The sequence below is a fragment of the Mesorhizobium sp. M7A.F.Ca.CA.001.10.2.1 genome (assembly GCF_003998575.1).
In the GTDB taxonomy this organism is placed as follows: domain Bacteria; phylum Pseudomonadota; class Alphaproteobacteria; order Rhizobiales; family Rhizobiaceae; genus Mesorhizobium.
Genome location: NZ_RZQY01000085.1, coordinates 1 through 14353 on the forward strand (window position 1 = coordinate 1; position 14353 = coordinate 14353).

Here is a 14353-nt window from a genome sequence, read left to right on the forward strand (position 1 = left end):
GTGCTGCATCGGGGTTGGTGATCTTCTCGATAAAGGCGCTTTTGTCGATCGGAGCGAACAGACCCGAACGCTTCAAATCGGCGGTGACGATTTGCGAAATCTGCGCCCCAAGCGCGTCGCCGCCCTGGAAATCCGTGATGGCGATCGGCAGCGGCTCGACGTTGCCCTTGTTGACGTTGAGTTCGACCAGCGCCAGCGCCGGCAACGTGCTGGCCGCGGTCATGCCCATCGCCATTGCTGCGACCATCAGGAGCGGCTTGAGGATTGATTTCATGTCTTCTCGCTTCTCGTACTGATTTCCGGATACCCGGGCCTTAGAGGCCCAGCATCTCCCTTGGATCGAAGGTGACGCGGACGTCGGCCCAGATGTCCTGCTTGCCGGCGGGAACTTGCAGGCCAGTGACATCGCATTTTTGCACCGCACGAACGGCACTTTCGTCGAACTGGCGGTTTCCGCTCGACGTTTCGACCGCCGGGCGTCCGTCCAGCTTGCCGGAGGCATCCAGGTTGAACCGCACCACGACGACGAAGTTCTCGGAACCTTCAAGGCCCGCGGGAAGGGTCCAGCAGCCGCCAAGCTGGCTTTCCAGAGCACCCATTTCGGACCTGGAAAGCTTCTGGCCCTGATCCTTGTCGCCGCCGAGCGACGCCTGCTGGGTCGAGCGCTTGGCGCCACCGCCGGATGGTTTCTGCTTGTCGAGGAGCGCGGAGATCTCGTCGGCGTTGAATTGCTTGTCGTCGGACTTCGGCTTCGACGACGCTTCCTTGACCGGCTTGTCGGCGTTCTTGCGTTCCGGCGCCTTGGCGCTTTCGGCCTGCGCCGGCTGCGGCTTCGGCCGCGCTTCCGGCGCGGGAGCGGAATCCGGCAGCTGCGTCGCCTCGGCGGGCGGCTCCTGCGCTATGGCTTCAGCGACGGCGTCAGGCTTGACCTCGGGCGTCGGATCGATGGCAGCGGTCTTGTCCTGCGGTGGCGGGGTTGGCGCCGGCTTGGCCGGTGTCGGCTTGGGGTCGGCCTGCTTGACCGGCTCGGGCTTGATCTCTTCCTTGGGCGTGGGCGCCGGCGCCACTTCCGTTGCCGGGGTGGGCTTGGGCTTCTCCTGCGGCTTCGGCACGTCCTCGGGCTTCGTCTTTTCGATCGGGGTCGGCGCGGGCGGCGGAGCCGAGGTCGTGTCGACGGGCTTCGGCTTGGCTTCCGGCGTTATCGGCTTGTCGGTGTCGACGCTGTTCTCACCGACCTTCTGCGCGTCCGGAACGATGTCCCGGCGCTGCGTCGGCACAGGGGCCGGCTTTTCATGCATCACGGCCTTCTTGTCGCCCTGCAACGTCTGCGCAATGGCTTCCATCGGCACGATATCGACCGCGACCGACTCGACGTCGGACGACGGAAGTGCCGCCGGCGCCGTCAGCGTGAACAGGCCGAAGGTCAGCGCCGCCGTATGCAAGATCACCGATGTGGTGAGGCCGGTCTTCATCGCGCGTCTATTGGTCCTGTTCCTGCAGTGAAACCAAGCCGATGTTCTTGTAGCCAGCGGCCGAAATGCGGGCCATCACCTTCATCGCCGTGCCATAGTCGGTGGACTTGTCGCCGCGGATGAAGATGCGCTCCTCATAGCCGGTCTTCGAGATCGCCTGCAGCTTGGCCACCAGCTCCTCGATCGGGATCTCGGTTTCCTGCAGATAGATCTGGCCGGCGGCGTTGATCGAGACGGTGATCGGCTGCGTGTCGGCATTCATCGCCTTGGCCTGCGTATCCGGCAGGTCGATCGGCACGCCGACCGTCAGCATCGGTGCGGCGACCATGAAGATGATCAGCAGCACCAGCATCACGTCGACCATCGGCGTGACGTTGATCTCGGACATCAGTGCATGGTGACGGCCGCGCCGCCTGTGGCCGCGCCCGCCGCGCCCTCCCATGCCCATGGACATACCCATCTGCTACTCCTCAGGCCTTGGGGGCCACTTTTTCATCGATTTGGCGCGAGAGTATGGCGGAGAACTCGTCGGAGAACCCTTCCATGCGCACGGCTATCTTGCTCGCATCGGACGACAGCTTGTTGTAGGCGATGACGGCCGGAATGGCGGCGAGCAGGCCGATGGCCGTCGCCAGCAACGCTTCGGCGATGCCCGGCGCAACCACTGCGAGACTGGTGTTCTTGGAGCCGGCGATCGCCTGAAACGACGTCATGATGCCGATGACGGTGCCGAACAGGCCGATGAAAGGTGCCGCCGAGCCGGTGGTGGCGAGGAAACCTAGGCGGCCTTCCAGCTTTTCCATCTCGCGGGTCAGCGCCAGGTCCATCGCCTTGTCGATGCGGGTCTGCAGGCCGAGCGGCGACTTGGCGCCCTTCTCGAAACTCTTCTTCCACTCGCGCATGGCGGCGACGAAAATGGCGCCCATGCCGGTGGTCTTGCGGTCGGCGAGCGTGCGGTAGAGCTCCTCCAGCGACTGCCCCGACCAGAACACCTGTTCGAACCGGTTGAGCGCCAGCCGCATGCGGGCATAGGAAACCAGCTTGTCGACGATGATCGCCCAGGTCCAGACCGAGGCGCAGAGCAGGCCGATCATGACCAGCTTGACAACCCAGCTGGCCGAAACGAACAGCGACCAAACCGACAATTGCGCGCCCGGGTCGGCGAGTGCGATATTTTCCATCGTTACGTCCTTAAGATTTTCCGGGCGAAGCTGGCGGCTGGCCCCTGGCATCCCTTGTGGTCGGTTCGCACGAAGCTACCGGAACAACCCCAAACTGTGCCGTTATCGGCCTTTTCGGGGCAAATATTGGTGAAAGGAAGGCGTTCGATAACGCCAATCTTCACCAATCTCTTCATGAACCGTTATGGTTAAGGATGGGTTAGTATATAAGGCGCGGCGCATTGCCACGCCCAATGGCAAGGCCATCAATTCAATGGCTGCGCTAGGGTGTGCTGAGATTCAGGTCAGGCCGAGCCGAAAGCGGTAGATTCCGAGAACCGGAGCGGAGCGTACTTTCGTACGTGAGCACAGTTCTACCGCGATGCGGTAGAACGGGGAAGCGCAGGAAGCTGCTGTTTGCAGGCCGGCATCACCTGAATATCAGCGCACCCTCGGCATGAATGCCGCCACCCATTCCCTGGGAAAACGCCTTGGGCGGCCATTCTCACCGATGATCGCCGCCTCGACCTTGGCCTCGACCAGCAGTTCGTCGCCACGCTTGAGCTGCTGCGCCATGAAGATGCGCGCGCCGGAAATCTCCTCGGTGCGGGTGTCGACCGTCAGGATGTCGTCGATGCGGGCGGGGCCGCGAAAGTCGATCTCCATGCGGCGCACCACCCAGACTATTCTTTCGCCATGCTTGCCATCGGCAAGCTCTGTGTGGTGCACGCCGGTCAGCCGGAGATAGTCGGAGCGACCGCGTTCGAAGAATTCGAGATAGCGCGCATGGTAGACGACGCCGGAGAAATCGGTGTCGGCATAATAGACCCGCGCCATCAGCCGATGGCCGAACGTGGTCAGCGCGCCGGAAAGCCCGGCCAGCAGCGTCGCCGATTCACCATGATCGCCCATTGCGCTTCCTTTTTCAGCCCCGACCAGGCACCGGTTTCCCGCGGAACATAACATCGGATGGCACTGTTGACGGCGATGATCAAGAGTTTGACGGCGGCGCTGTTCGTGCTCGTGGCTTTGGCGCTGCCTGGCCAGGCCGCGACATTCTCGATGAAGCGCGGCCTCAACCTCGACCAATGGGTCACATGGCCCGGCGAAGACCAGTGGGGCGACGCCGAAGCCATCCTGCCCTATCCGGAATGGCGCAAATTCCTTGGGGAGAACGACCTCAAGGCGCTGAAGGATGCCGGCCTCGATTTCCTGCGCATGCCGGTCGACCCTTCGCCTTTCCTGTCCGACCAGACCGTGGCCTTGCGTGACGACCTCTATGCCAGCGTGCTGGACTCCGTGCGCATGATCAACCGCGCCGGCCTGAAGGTTATCGTCGACATGCACCTGATCCCGGCCGGCGGCAGCCGCAAGATCGGCATGGCTGAAGTGATGGACGACCCGCGGACCTTCGACGCCTATGTCGAGATGGTCCGCAAGATGGCCCGCACGCTGGCCGGCGAAGATCCCACCCAGGTTGCCTTCGAGCCGATGAACGAACCGATCGTCGACTGCGACAGCGATGGCACCAGCCTGTGGCCGGACCGCCAGCGCAAACTGTTCGCCGCGGCGCGATCCTCGGCGACGAAACTGACCCTCGTGCTGACCGGCGCCTGCTATTCCGCGGCGAGCTCGCTGGAGAAGATCGACCCGAAGGCGATCCCTGACGACAACGTCATCTGGACCTTCCATTCCTACGATCCGTTCCTGCTCACCCATCAGGGAGCGACCTGGGCCGGCGACTTCATCCCCTATGTGACTGGCCTGCCCTATCCGTTGACCGCGGTGCCCAAGGCACAGCTCGACGTGACGCTCGACACCATCCGCGCCAGGATCAAGGCCGAGGCCCCGTGGACACGGCAGAGCGGCCTGCTTGCCTATCTCGACGAACAGGTCGCCAGCATGGACAGTCCCGACAAGTTGCTGGGCCTCATGGATGCGCCGTTCAAAAAGGTCGAGGCATGGGCGAAGGCCAACGGCGTCAAGCCGGAAAACATCTCGCTGGGCGAGTTCGGCATGATCCGCCAGGAATATGGCAACGCCTATGTGATGCCCGCCGAGTACCGGGCCGCCTATGTCAGGGACATGATCGGGCGCGCCGAAGCGCACGGCTTCTCATGGGCGGTGTGGAGCTATGGCGGCGCCTTCGGCATCGTCGACGCCTTCAACGGCGACAAGGCCGAACCGGATGTAATGGACGTGATCCGCGGGCTGCATTGATCGCTCAGCCAAGATCGGTCGAGAAGATTCCGGGCGCATTCAAAAAACGTACCGACGCAATGCTGAGCCAATGCCCGAGACGACGGGGCGGCGCACTGGAAAATTACTCTTCCTGGAACAGGTTGATCTGCTGCTGCGCCAGATCCTTCGGCGCGTCGAGGCCGAGATGGCGCCAGGCATTGGCCGTCAGCATGCGGCCGCGCGGTGTGCGCTGGATGAAGCCCTGCTGGATCAGATAGGGCTCGATGATGTCCTCGATGGCATCGCGCGGCTCTGACAGGCCGGCGGCGATCGTCTCGATGCCGACCGGCCCGCCGCCGAAATTGCGCGCGATCATGCTGAGATACCGCCGGTCGAGCGCGTCGAGGCCGAGCGCATCGACCTCCAGCCGGGTGAGCGCCTCGTCGGCGATCTTGCGGTCGACATGGCCGTCGCCGGCCACCGAGGCGAAATCGCGCACACGGCGTAAGAGCCGGCCGGCGATGCGTGGCGTGCCGCGCGCACGCCGCGCGATCTCCAGCGCACCGTCGTCGCCAAGCGGCATTTGCAGGATGCGGGCGCCGCGCCGCACGATCTGCTCCAGCTCTTGGACCGTGTAGAAATTGAGCCGTACCGGAATGCCGAAACGGTCGCGCAGCGGATTGGTGAGCAGGCCGAGCCGCGTGGTGGCGGCGACGAGCGTGAAGCGGGCAAGGTCGATCTTGACCGAACGCGCCGCCGGTCCTTCGCCGATGATCAGGTCGAGCTGGAAATCCTCCATCGCCGGATAAAGGATCTCCTCCACCGCCGGGCTCAGCCGATGGATCTCGTCGATGAACAGCACGTCGCCTTCCTCGAGATTGGTCAGCAGCGCGGCAAGATCACCGGCCTTGGCGATGACGGGACCCGAGGTCGAGCGGAAATTGACGCCGAGTTCGCGCGCCATGATCTGCGCCAGCGTCGTCTTGCCGAGACCGGGCGGCCCGACGAACAGCACATGATCGAGTGCCTCGTTGCGGCCCTTGGCGGCCTCGATGAACACTTTGAGATTGGCCCGCACCGCCGCCTGGCCGACGAAATCGTCGAGCGTCTGCGGCCGCAAGGTCTGCTCGGCATCCTCGCCGCGTTTTTCCGGCGCAATCAGGCGGGGCGACAGGCTCATGACGCCTTCCTTGCACACGGCAAGGAACTGAACAAGCGACGGTTCACCGCGCCAGTTCCTTCAGCCCGAAGCGGATCAGCTTCGGCGCATCGGCATCCTCGCCCGCCGTCTTCAGCGCCGCCGCCACAGCATTGGCGGCGGTGTCGCGCGAATAGCCGAGATTGACCAGCGCCGAGACCGCGTCGGTGATGGGCGCGGATGCCACGCCGTCACCGAGTTCCTGTTTCAGGCCGATGGTGCCCGAGGCGGTTCCGGCGTAGGCCGGCGCCTTGTTCTTCAACTCGGTGACGATGCGCTCGGCCACTTTCTTGCCGACGCCGGGCGCGCGCGAAACCATGGCGATATCGCGCAGCGCAATGGCGTTGGCGAGATCCGCCGGCGCCAGCGTCGACAGGATGGCCAGCGCCACCTTGGCGCCGACGCCCGGAACATTGTTCATCAGCAGCCGGAACCACTCGCGTTCCAGCACCGACTGGAAGCCGTAGAGGCGCAGCATGTCCTCGCGCACATAGGTCTCGATGAACAGCACCACCGCTTCGCCGGGCGAAGGCAGCGCCGCCAGCGTGCGCGCCGAGCAATAGGCGACGTAGCCGACGCCATGGATGTCCACGAGGCAATGGTCCTCGTCGACCTCGTCCAGCGTGCCCTTGAGCTTGCCGATCATGCCAGACCTTTCATGGAAGATGGGCTCTCATGGGTGCGTCTCAGGAGAGATGATGTCGAGGTCGGGAAAATAGCTGCGGTAGCGAGCAGCGTCGCGGGTCAAAAGACGATGTCCAGCGACGGTCGCGTGAGCGCCGATAAAGAAATCGGGCAAGGTTCTTTCCCTGACGCCACCGGCCCGGCGATAGCGGGAATGCGTAACGCCGGCAAGGAACGCCGCGTCCCAAGATACAAGTTCGCGATCCATCCCAAGCATGTCGACTGCTTTTCGAAGCGCCGTTTCCGTCGCAATCAGCGGCGCCAACTCGGACCAGACGATCGTGTTGACCACCAACGCGCCGTCGCGGCGGCAGGAGGCGATTGCCGATGCCGACCATCCTTTCATCGGTCCGGCTGGACCCCAAACATCGATCAGGACATTTGTGTCAATCAACGTCGAGATCTTCACGCGGCCCCCTCAACCACTCCATGTACTGATCGGTGGTCATGCCTCCCAGATCCAACGTCCCCTCCATCTGGTCGAGGACATCGCTGAACCTGCGCAATTTCTCTTCCTGGGAGAGGTTCTCGTTGACGGCAACCAGCCGAACACCCTCGTCGGTGGCCACGAACTCCACCTCGGAGCCCGGGGCGATGCCCAGACGGTCCCTTATCGGCTTGGGGATTGTGACTTGCCCCTTGGTGGTCACGCGCATGGTAATACCTCTGCGGTATTACTTATCCCTGCAGCGTGAACAAGTCAAGAACATAGCTAGCCGGCCAGCGCCATCCTGTAGGCCACGCTCTGCCGGTGATGCGCGTGGCAGATGGCGATGGCGAGCGCATCAGCGGCATGTTCGGTATCGAAGACGGCTTTCGGCAACAGCACCTTCACCATCATGTGGATCTGCTTCTTGTCGCCATGGCCGACGCCGATCACCGCCTTCTTCACCGCGTTGGGCGCATATTCTGCAACGACAAGCCCCGCACGCGCCGGCACCAGCATGGCGATGCCACGCGCCTGGCCGAGCTTCAGCGTTGCCACCGCGTCCTTGTTGACGAAGGTCTGTTCGACCGCCGCCTCGTGCGGCATCGCGCTGTGCAGGATTTCGGCGAGCCCGTCATGCAGCTGGCACAGCCGCGTTGCCAGCGCCGCCTTGTCGTCGGACTTCACAGTGCCGGAAGCAATGAAGCGCAGCGAATTGCCGAGGCTTTCGACGATGCCCCAGCCGGTGCGCCGAAGCCCAGGATCGATACCGATGATGCGAATCGCTTCCGCCATTTGCCGAGTTTACCTCCGGCCCACAGCGATGCCAGCGAAATGTGAACAAACCGGAAACAGAAGACGGACCGAGGTCTAACCCCGAGCGAAAGCCGTGTTGAGCAGGCTGATCTGGTCGGAAACCGGATTGAGGCGGCGAGCCATCGGTTGCATGTCGACCAAGGCGCTCGAGCCATAGATCTCCTCGTCCATGCGGCGCACCAGTGCTTGCAGGCGCAGCGAGCGGGTGACGAGATCGAGGAAATCCTCGGGCAACTCGGCCCAGCCGGCGGCTTCGTCATGGGCGGAAGCGGTGTCGAGACGCACCTTGGACTTTTCCGACGCGACCTGGTCGCGGGTCATCTCGCCGGAATTGGCGGCGCGCTGCAAAAGCAGCCAGGACGCAACCTGCATCAGCCTGGTGGTCAGCCGCATCGATTCGGCCGCATAGAGCGTGGCGCCCAGCCGCGACAGTTTCTTTGCCTCGGCCCGGCCCTTGCCGTCGAGATATTCGGCGGCCTGTTCGACCAGGCCCATGCCTTCCTGGTAAAGCGGCTTGAAGGATTGCGAGAAAACCCGGCGCTCCGCCAGCTTGACGGTTTTCGCACTGCCCTTCGAAGGCTCGTTCATTGATACGCCCCTGCACTTGCAACCGGCCGATTCGGCTCCCTGCCGATACACCCGGAACCCTATCTGACTGAAGCTTGAAAATGCGCTTCGTCACCGGCGAAGGCAAGCACATGTTTAACAGAAGGTTAACGGCGAGCCGCCATTGGGCGGCCCCGCTGAGACGCGGACAAAAAGGGAAATGAAGACAAAAAAAGAGCCGCGGATAAGGCGGCTCTCAGGAGTTTAACAGGGAGGCGTCAAACAAAGTGGCTCCAACCACTCGGTAAGAATCCAGATCACTGGATGAACATAGTAAACACCTGTAAAGCTTAATGAAGCCTTAACGGCGCGGATGTTTTTTGACCGAACGCCGCCATACTGTGCCGTAACAGGACAGCATCTCCTGCGTTAGGCTAGCTCAGGCTGTCCTCCAGATCGCCGGCACAGCCTCACCTTACCCCAGGTCCAGCTCAGGCCGTCTTCCAGATCGCCGGCAAGGCGATGAAGGCGAACAGCAGCATGGCTGCGTAGAAGCCCATCGAGGAGGCCGCCACCAGCGGTTCGATCGCGGCATTGCCGGCAAGCAGGAAGTAGAGGCCGATCAGCAGGCCGATGCCGCTGATTGCGGTCAGCCAGAAATGAACGGTGGCGAGTGTCTTTTGCCCGATGGCAGGGAACAAATGGTAGAAGAAGGCGAAGACCGCCGACATCAGCCATCCAGCCACCATTGTGTGGGCGTGAGTCGGCATCTGACCGTGATCCTGGCTGATCGACATGTGCAGGCCGAGCGCCATGCCGCACAGCGAATAGATGACGGCCAGTGTGAAGAAATTCCGTGCTACCCCTTGCATGTCTGTCCCCCGAATTGCCTTTTCCCGTTGTGGGAATGGGTTGATCGTCAGGCGATTGTTGTCGCCACCGGGCTCCCGGCGTTAAGCGCGTTAGCATCGGCGATGTTTCCGGACGATGTCGCGCCAACCCCCTCCCGACGATTCGTACATTAGCAGGAAATCAGATAGCGCGTTCACTATCTCAGCCGCTTCTTCATTGCCTGAAACAGATCCGGGTTTTTCGCGACATCGTTCCGAAACAGGCGCCACGCTAAACGCCCGCTCCTCTGACGGCCGGCGCAAATCAGCGCCGCCGCAACCTGACCGGAACACTGCAGGAGCAACCCATGGACTGGTACTCGATCGTCAAATTCCTCCACGTCACTACCGCCATTCTGTGGGTCGGAGGCGGCTTCGTGCTGTTCCTGCTGGGCATGCTTGCCGAGCGGGCGGGCAACATAGAGGAAAAACTGCAGGCAATGCGCGCCAGCGGTCAGCTGGGCGGCAGGTTCTTCGCGCCGATGTCGATGCTGACGCTGATTTTCGGCCTCATCATGTGCTGGTTCTGGGTCGGCTTCTCCGACCTGTGGATCCTCATCGGCCTGGCCGGCTACGCCACGACCTTTTCGATCGGCATGTTCATCTTCAAACCGACCGGCGAGCGCATGGGCGCAATGATCGCCAAAGAGGGCGTCACACCAGAGGTTCTTGCCATCGGCCAGCGTATGATGAGCGCGGCGCGCTTCGACTATGCGGTGATGGTGGTCATCATTGCCGACATGGTGCTCAAGCCGACCGTGCATGACATCGGTATCCTCGCCGGCATGGTGCTGGCCGTCTTGATCGGCGCCACACTGGCCTTTGGCGGCAACCGCCGTCTCGTGCCGAGCGCTGCCTGACCCTGATGACGGGCGGCGGCGCAGCCGCCTTTCTACATCGGACCTGCGATGCCATCCCACAGCAGCTTCAGTGCAACGACCGCGACGGTTGCATAGGTGAAGGGATAGAAGGTTTCCGGCCGCATCCGCCGCACCAGCCAGGCCCCGGCAATGGTCGACAGCGGCGCCAGCGGCATCAGCACCGCCGATGCCGTCAGATTGGCGGTGTCGAACTGGCCGAGCGCGAAATAGGGCACCAGCTTCAGCGCATTGGTGGCGGCAAAGAAGATCGCGGCGGTGCCCGATAGAACCTTCGGATCGAGCCGGATCGGCAAGGCATAGACCTGGAAGGGCGGGCCGCCGACATGGGCTACGAAGCTGGTGAACCCGGCGACCGTGCCCCAGACCGCGGCGGCGACGCGGTTGGGCGCGGCAGCGTGATCGGCGCCATGGCGGAACTGCAGATAGAGCCAGCGCAGGACGAAGATGATGGCGACGGCGCCGACGATCAGCCGCACCGCCTCTTCGGTGACCAGTGCCGCCGTCAGCCAGCCAAGGCCGATGCCGATGACGGCGCCCGGCATCATGTCGACCAGCATCTTTCTGTTATAAACGCCCCACCATGTCCATACCGAGACGATGTCCATCAGGCACAGGATCGGCAGCAGGATGGCCGCCGCCTGCACCGGCGGCATGGTCAGCGCCATCAGCGGCACGCCGACGAAACCGACGGCGCCGCCAAAGCCCCCCTTGGACAGGCCGACCAGAAAGACCGCCGGAATGGCAGCCGCATAGAACCACGGATCGAGAAGCAGGCCTGACATGGGAGGGGGGACTGGTCCGGAGGGAAAGCGGGTCGACGCTTGAATAGCCCAGAATGCCCGGCGGAGCGACAGCAAATATGAGCGTGGCGGCGGCACACTCGGCCGACGCCGGCCAGTGCCTAGCGCCGAGCCGAGACCAGCAGGAACATCGGCCGCTCGAGCTCTTCCGCCAGTTCCGGCTTGGCTGCGATTTGCGCATCGGTCGGCCGGAATTCCTCGACATGGCCGATGGTGAAGCCGGACCGGATCAGTGCGTTGAGGGTGGTGCCGATCGTGCGGTGATGTTTCACCACGCCCTTGGCCAGCCAGTCGGTGCTGCGCGGTCCTGCCACCAGATATTGGTCGACAGGCCACGTCTTGCGGCCTTCGCTATCGATCACCCAGCCGGGTTTGGTCGGCGCCATGAAGATCGGATGTTCCGTCGAAAAGACGAAACGCCCGCCAGGCGCCAGGGCCCGATGCACGGTCCCGAACAGACGCGACACATCCTCGACATAGTGCAAGGCGAGCGAGCTGTAGACGAGATCGAAGCTGGCTTCCGGCAGGCTGAGCCGATCGAGATCGGCCGTCTCATAGCTTATGCCAGCATCGGGGCCGGCGGCCCTTGCCCGGGCAAGCATCTTCTCCGACAGATCCAGGCCAAGCACCTGCGCCGCCCCATGCTCGCGGGCCCAGCGGCAGAACCAGCCGAAGCCGCAGCCGAGATCGACGACCCTCAAGCCGCCGACATCGGGCAGCATGGCGCGCAGTGCCGGCCACTCGGCGGCACCCTCCAGCCCTTCGACCGAACGGCCGAGCTGGCTGTAGCCTGCGAAGAAATCCTCACGGTCGTATATATTCTGCGCCATGGTTCCGGCCTCGTTTGGGCCGGCACACTAACCAACCGGCCGCCGGCTTTCCACCCAACTCGATCAGGAGGCCTGCAAGACCTTTGCCCTATCCCGAGAGGCGGTTGCGTCAAGCGGCGGCGGCCGCCGCCGGATCGGCTGCGCCTTGATAATGGCGGTGCTTGTCTCCGCCTTGTCGGCGATGCGATCGAGAATCCCGTCGAGATCGCCGATCGAGCGCACGAACAGCCGGGCGACGAAACAGTCATCGCCCGTCACCTTGTCGCATTCGCCGAATTCGGGAATTTCCTCGATCAGCTTCTGGACGATGTGCAGCTTGCCCGGCAAAGGCCGGATGCGCACGATCGCCTGCAGGGTATAACCGAGCGCCAGCGGATCGATCTCGACAGTGAACGCTCGGATGACGCCGCGCTCCTCGAGCCGTCGCAGCCGCTCCGAAACGCTTGGCGACGACAGCCCGACCTGGGCGGCCAGTTCCTTCAGCGAGGTCCGTGCATCCTTGACCAGGATTTCAAGGAGATTTCGGTCGAGATCGTCCAGCATCTTTTTCTTTCCCCGATAGTTTGGAGTTTTCTCCTAATATAATTAGGCCAACCGGCCATACGCCCTTTCCAATCAGATGGAAAGCTTCGCGGCAGCATGAGATTATGGCGGCTCAACCGATATGGAGGTTTGTTGTGAACGAAACGGTGCGCGGCACGGTCGAAATGTCAGCCGCAATGGCCATCCTGGGAACGATCGGATGGTTCGTCGTCCTGTCCGGCCAGCCGATCATGGATGTGGTGTTCTGGCGTTGCGCTTTCGGTGCGCTGACGCTGCTCATCATCTGCGCCGGGCTGGGATTGCTGCGCAACAGGCTGTCGCTGCGCATCATCGGCATCGCCGCGCTCGGCGGCGTCGCCATCGTCGTCAACTGGCTGCTGCTGTTCAGCGCATTCTCGCGCGCGTCGATCTCGATCGCCACCGCTGTCTACAACACGCAGCCTTTCATGCTGGTCGGCTTCGGTGCGCTTTTCTTCGCCGAGCGGCTGACCCTGACCAAGCTGACCTGGCTGGCCATCGCCTTCGCCGGCATGGTTCTGATCGTGCAGTCGGCTCCCGATGCCGGCGATATCGGCACGGATTATTTCACCGGCATCGTCATGGCGTTGGGCGCGGCTTTCTTCTGGGCCGTCGCCGCCATCGTCACCAAGAAGCTCAAGGGCACGCCGCCGCACCTCATCGCGCTGATCCAGGTCTGCGTCGGCGTCGTCATGCTGGCGCCTTTCGCCAATCTTGCAGAGCTTCCGGCCGATGCCTGGAGCTGGACCATGCTGGCGACGCTCGGCATCGTCCATACCGGCCTGATGTACATACTGATGTACGGCGCCATCCAGAAGCTGCCGACGCATCTGCAGGGATCGCTGTCCTTCATCTATCCGGTCGTCGCCATCCTGGTCGATGTCGTCGCCTTCGGCCATCGGCTGCATCTGAGTCAGGTCGTCGGCGCCACCGCCATCCTGATCGCCGCCGCCGGCATGAATCTCGGCTGGACGCTGTGGAAGGGCAAACCGCCCGTGGCGAGCCCGCACCCGATCAAATGAAGCGCCCCGCCGGATGCCCGGCGGGTCAAACATCGCGATCCCGGCTGCCCGCCTGTTCAAAGCGGGCACTTTGCTCTATGCCGCAATCCAACCATCTTCGCCCGGCATAGGCGAAACGCGGGACCCGAAGAACCATGAATGAAGCAACGCCCCCCAATCGCTGTCGCATCGTGCTGATCGCGCCGTCCGGCGTGCCGGCGGCCCGTATTGTCGCGGCATTCGATGGCGGCGATGTCGCTTCGCTGATCCTGCCCGAGAACGGCATGGATGAAGCCTCCTTTCAGGCTTTCGCCGAACAGATCGTGCCGGCAGCGCAAGCCGCCGGCGTTGCTGTCATCATCGCCGGCGACACCCGCATAGCCGGCCGCGTCCAGGCCGACGGCATCCATGTCGAGGTCTCCAAGGCCGAACTTGCCGAGACGATCGAGCATTTCCAGGCAAAGATGATGGTCGGCACCGGCGGCGCCAAGACACGTGACGACGCGCTCGAGCTTGGCGAGACGCGGCCAGACTACATCTTCTTCGGCCGCTTCGGTTACGACAACAAGCCCGAACCGCACCCGCGCAACCTGTCGCTCGGCGCATGGTGGGCGGACATGATCCAGATCCCTTGCATCGTCATGGCCGGATCCGACATCGCCTCGGTCGAAGCGGTGGGCGCCACCGGCGCTGAATTCGTGGCGCTGTCGAGCGCCGTGTTTGCCGACGGCACCGATCCCAGGACAGCGGTCGCCACCGCCAACGCGCTGCTCGACGAGACCGCGCCGCGCTTCGAGGACTGAAATGTCCTCGGCGACGCTTCCCCTCCAGGCTCTGCTTGCGGTGCTGATGGTCCAGGCTGCCGCCGCGGAGACCATCCCCCTGCCGCAGCCCAAGCCGGAAATC

18 protein-coding genes and 1 pseudogene are annotated in these 14353 nt (G+C 63.3%); 4 read left to right on the forward strand and 15 right to left on the reverse strand.

Going from position 1 to position 14353, the window contains the following annotated elements; genetic code table 11:
• The 5 genes and pseudogenes from tolB to ybgC all read right to left on the reverse strand — a co-directional run.
• Positions 1 to 274, reverse strand: a pseudogene (gene tolB, locus EN964_RS08315) (Tol-Pal system protein TolB); the annotation flags it as partial.
• A gap of 40 nt (positions 275 to 314) precedes the next feature.
• Positions 315 to 1472, reverse strand: a complete 1158-nt coding sequence (locus EN964_RS08320) for an energy transducer TonB (RefSeq protein ID WP_127276295.1) — start codon at positions 1470 to 1472, stop codon at positions 315 to 317.
• Between the two features lie 7 nt (positions 1473 to 1479).
• Complete coding sequence (gene tolR / locus EN964_RS08325; RefSeq protein ID WP_023811855.1) at positions 1480 to 1932, reverse strand: protein TolR; 453 nt, start codon at positions 1930 to 1932, stop codon at positions 1480 to 1482.
• A gap of 10 nt (positions 1933 to 1942) precedes the next feature.
• Positions 1943 to 2653 (reverse strand): protein TolQ, encoded by a 711-nt coding sequence (gene tolQ / locus EN964_RS08330; protein ID WP_013529145.1) that lies wholly within the window; start codon positions 2651 to 2653, stop codon positions 1943 to 1945.
• Positions 2654 to 3073: 420 nt separating this feature from the next.
• Positions 3074 to 3544, reverse strand: coding sequence for a tol-pal system-associated acyl-CoA thioesterase (ybgC, locus tag EN964_RS08335; protein WP_127269539.1), 471 nt, complete (start codon positions 3542 to 3544; stop codon positions 3074 to 3076).
• A 57-nt stretch (positions 3545 to 3601) separates the two neighbouring features.
• Between ybgC and EN964_RS08340 the strand changes: the two genes are divergently transcribed.
• Positions 3602 to 4852, forward strand: a complete 1251-nt coding sequence (locus EN964_RS08340) for a glycoside hydrolase family 5 protein (RefSeq protein WP_127269538.1) — start codon at positions 3602 to 3604, stop codon at positions 4850 to 4852.
• A 103-nt stretch (positions 4853 to 4955) separates the two neighbouring features.
• Here the strand turns inward: EN964_RS08340 and ruvB are convergent, their stop codons facing one another.
• From ruvB to EN964_RS08375, 7 genes are all read right to left on the reverse strand, one after another.
• Positions 4956 to 5993 (reverse strand): Holliday junction branch migration DNA helicase RuvB, encoded by a 1038-nt coding sequence (gene ruvB, locus EN964_RS08345; RefSeq protein WP_127272275.1) that lies wholly within the window; start codon positions 5991 to 5993, stop codon positions 4956 to 4958.
• A gap of 43 nt (positions 5994 to 6036) precedes the next feature.
• Positions 6037 to 6657 carry a Holliday junction branch migration protein RuvA gene (ruvA, locus tag EN964_RS08350; protein ID WP_013529140.1) on the reverse strand — a complete coding sequence of 207 codons (621 nt, stop codon included), beginning with the start codon at positions 6655 to 6657 and terminating at the stop codon, positions 6037 to 6039.
• Between the two features lie 27 nt (positions 6658 to 6684).
• Entirely contained in the window at positions 6685 to 7104 is a 420-nt protein-coding gene (locus EN964_RS08355; RefSeq protein ID WP_127268491.1) for a type II toxin-antitoxin system VapC family toxin, read from the reverse strand.
• Positions 7082 to 7351 (reverse strand): AbrB/MazE/SpoVT family DNA-binding domain-containing protein, encoded by a 270-nt coding sequence (locus EN964_RS08360; RefSeq protein ID WP_127268490.1) that lies wholly within the window; start codon positions 7349 to 7351, stop codon positions 7082 to 7084. Before EN964_RS08360 ends, EN964_RS08355 begins: the two co-directional genes overlap by 23 nt.
• A 56-nt stretch (positions 7352 to 7407) precedes the next feature.
• Complete coding sequence (ruvC, locus tag EN964_RS08365; protein WP_127268489.1) at positions 7408 to 7917, reverse strand: crossover junction endodeoxyribonuclease RuvC; 510 nt, start codon at positions 7915 to 7917, stop codon at positions 7408 to 7410.
• A 75-nt stretch (positions 7918 to 7992) separates the two neighbouring features.
• Positions 7993 to 8526, reverse strand: coding sequence for a DUF1465 family protein (locus EN964_RS08370; RefSeq protein WP_127268488.1), 534 nt, complete (start codon positions 8524 to 8526; stop codon positions 7993 to 7995).
• 449 nt (positions 8527 to 8975) lie between these two features.
• Positions 8976 to 9356, reverse strand: a complete 381-nt coding sequence (locus EN964_RS08375) for a hypothetical protein (protein ID WP_127268487.1) — start codon at positions 9354 to 9356, stop codon at positions 8976 to 8978.
• 326 nt (positions 9357 to 9682) lie between these two features.
• On the opposite strand from EN964_RS08375, the gene EN964_RS08380 reads away from it, so the two are divergent.
• On the forward strand, positions 9683 to 10234 hold the full coding sequence (locus EN964_RS08380) for a DUF2269 family protein (protein ID WP_127268486.1): 552 nt from the start codon (positions 9683 to 9685) through the stop codon (positions 10232 to 10234).
• Between the two features lie 32 nt (positions 10235 to 10266).
• Here the strand turns inward: EN964_RS08380 and EN964_RS08385 are convergent, their stop codons facing one another.
• From EN964_RS08385 to EN964_RS08395, 3 genes are all read right to left on the reverse strand, one after another.
• The gene (locus EN964_RS08385; RefSeq protein ID WP_127268485.1) at positions 10267 to 11037 is read right to left on the reverse strand and encodes a sulfite exporter TauE/SafE family protein; all 771 of its coding nucleotides are present in this window, start codon (positions 11035 to 11037) and stop codon (positions 10267 to 10269) included.
• 119 nt (positions 11038 to 11156) lie between these two features.
• Entirely contained in the window at positions 11157 to 11885 is a 729-nt protein-coding gene (locus tag EN964_RS08390) for a bifunctional 2-polyprenyl-6-hydroxyphenol methylase/3-demethylubiquinol 3-O-methyltransferase UbiG (protein ID WP_127268484.1), read from the reverse strand.
• A gap of 63 nt (positions 11886 to 11948) precedes the next feature.
• The gene (locus EN964_RS08395; protein ID WP_127268483.1) at positions 11949 to 12428 is read right to left on the reverse strand and encodes an Lrp/AsnC family transcriptional regulator; all 480 of its coding nucleotides are present in this window, start codon (positions 12426 to 12428) and stop codon (positions 11949 to 11951) included.
• A gap of 134 nt (positions 12429 to 12562) precedes the next feature.
• Here EN964_RS08395 and EN964_RS08400 point away from each other — a divergent pair, with 134 nt between their 5' ends.
• Together EN964_RS08400 and EN964_RS08405 are read left to right on the forward strand one after the other, a co-directional pair.
• Positions 12563 to 13468 (forward strand): DMT family transporter, encoded by a 906-nt coding sequence (locus tag EN964_RS08400; RefSeq protein ID WP_127268482.1) that lies wholly within the window; start codon positions 12563 to 12565, stop codon positions 13466 to 13468.
• 134 nt (positions 13469 to 13602) lie between these two features.
• Positions 13603 to 14250 (forward strand): thiamine phosphate synthase, encoded by a 648-nt coding sequence (locus EN964_RS08405; RefSeq protein ID WP_127272276.1) that lies wholly within the window; start codon positions 13603 to 13605, stop codon positions 14248 to 14250.
• The last annotated feature ends 103 nt before the right edge of the window (positions 14251 to 14353 follow it).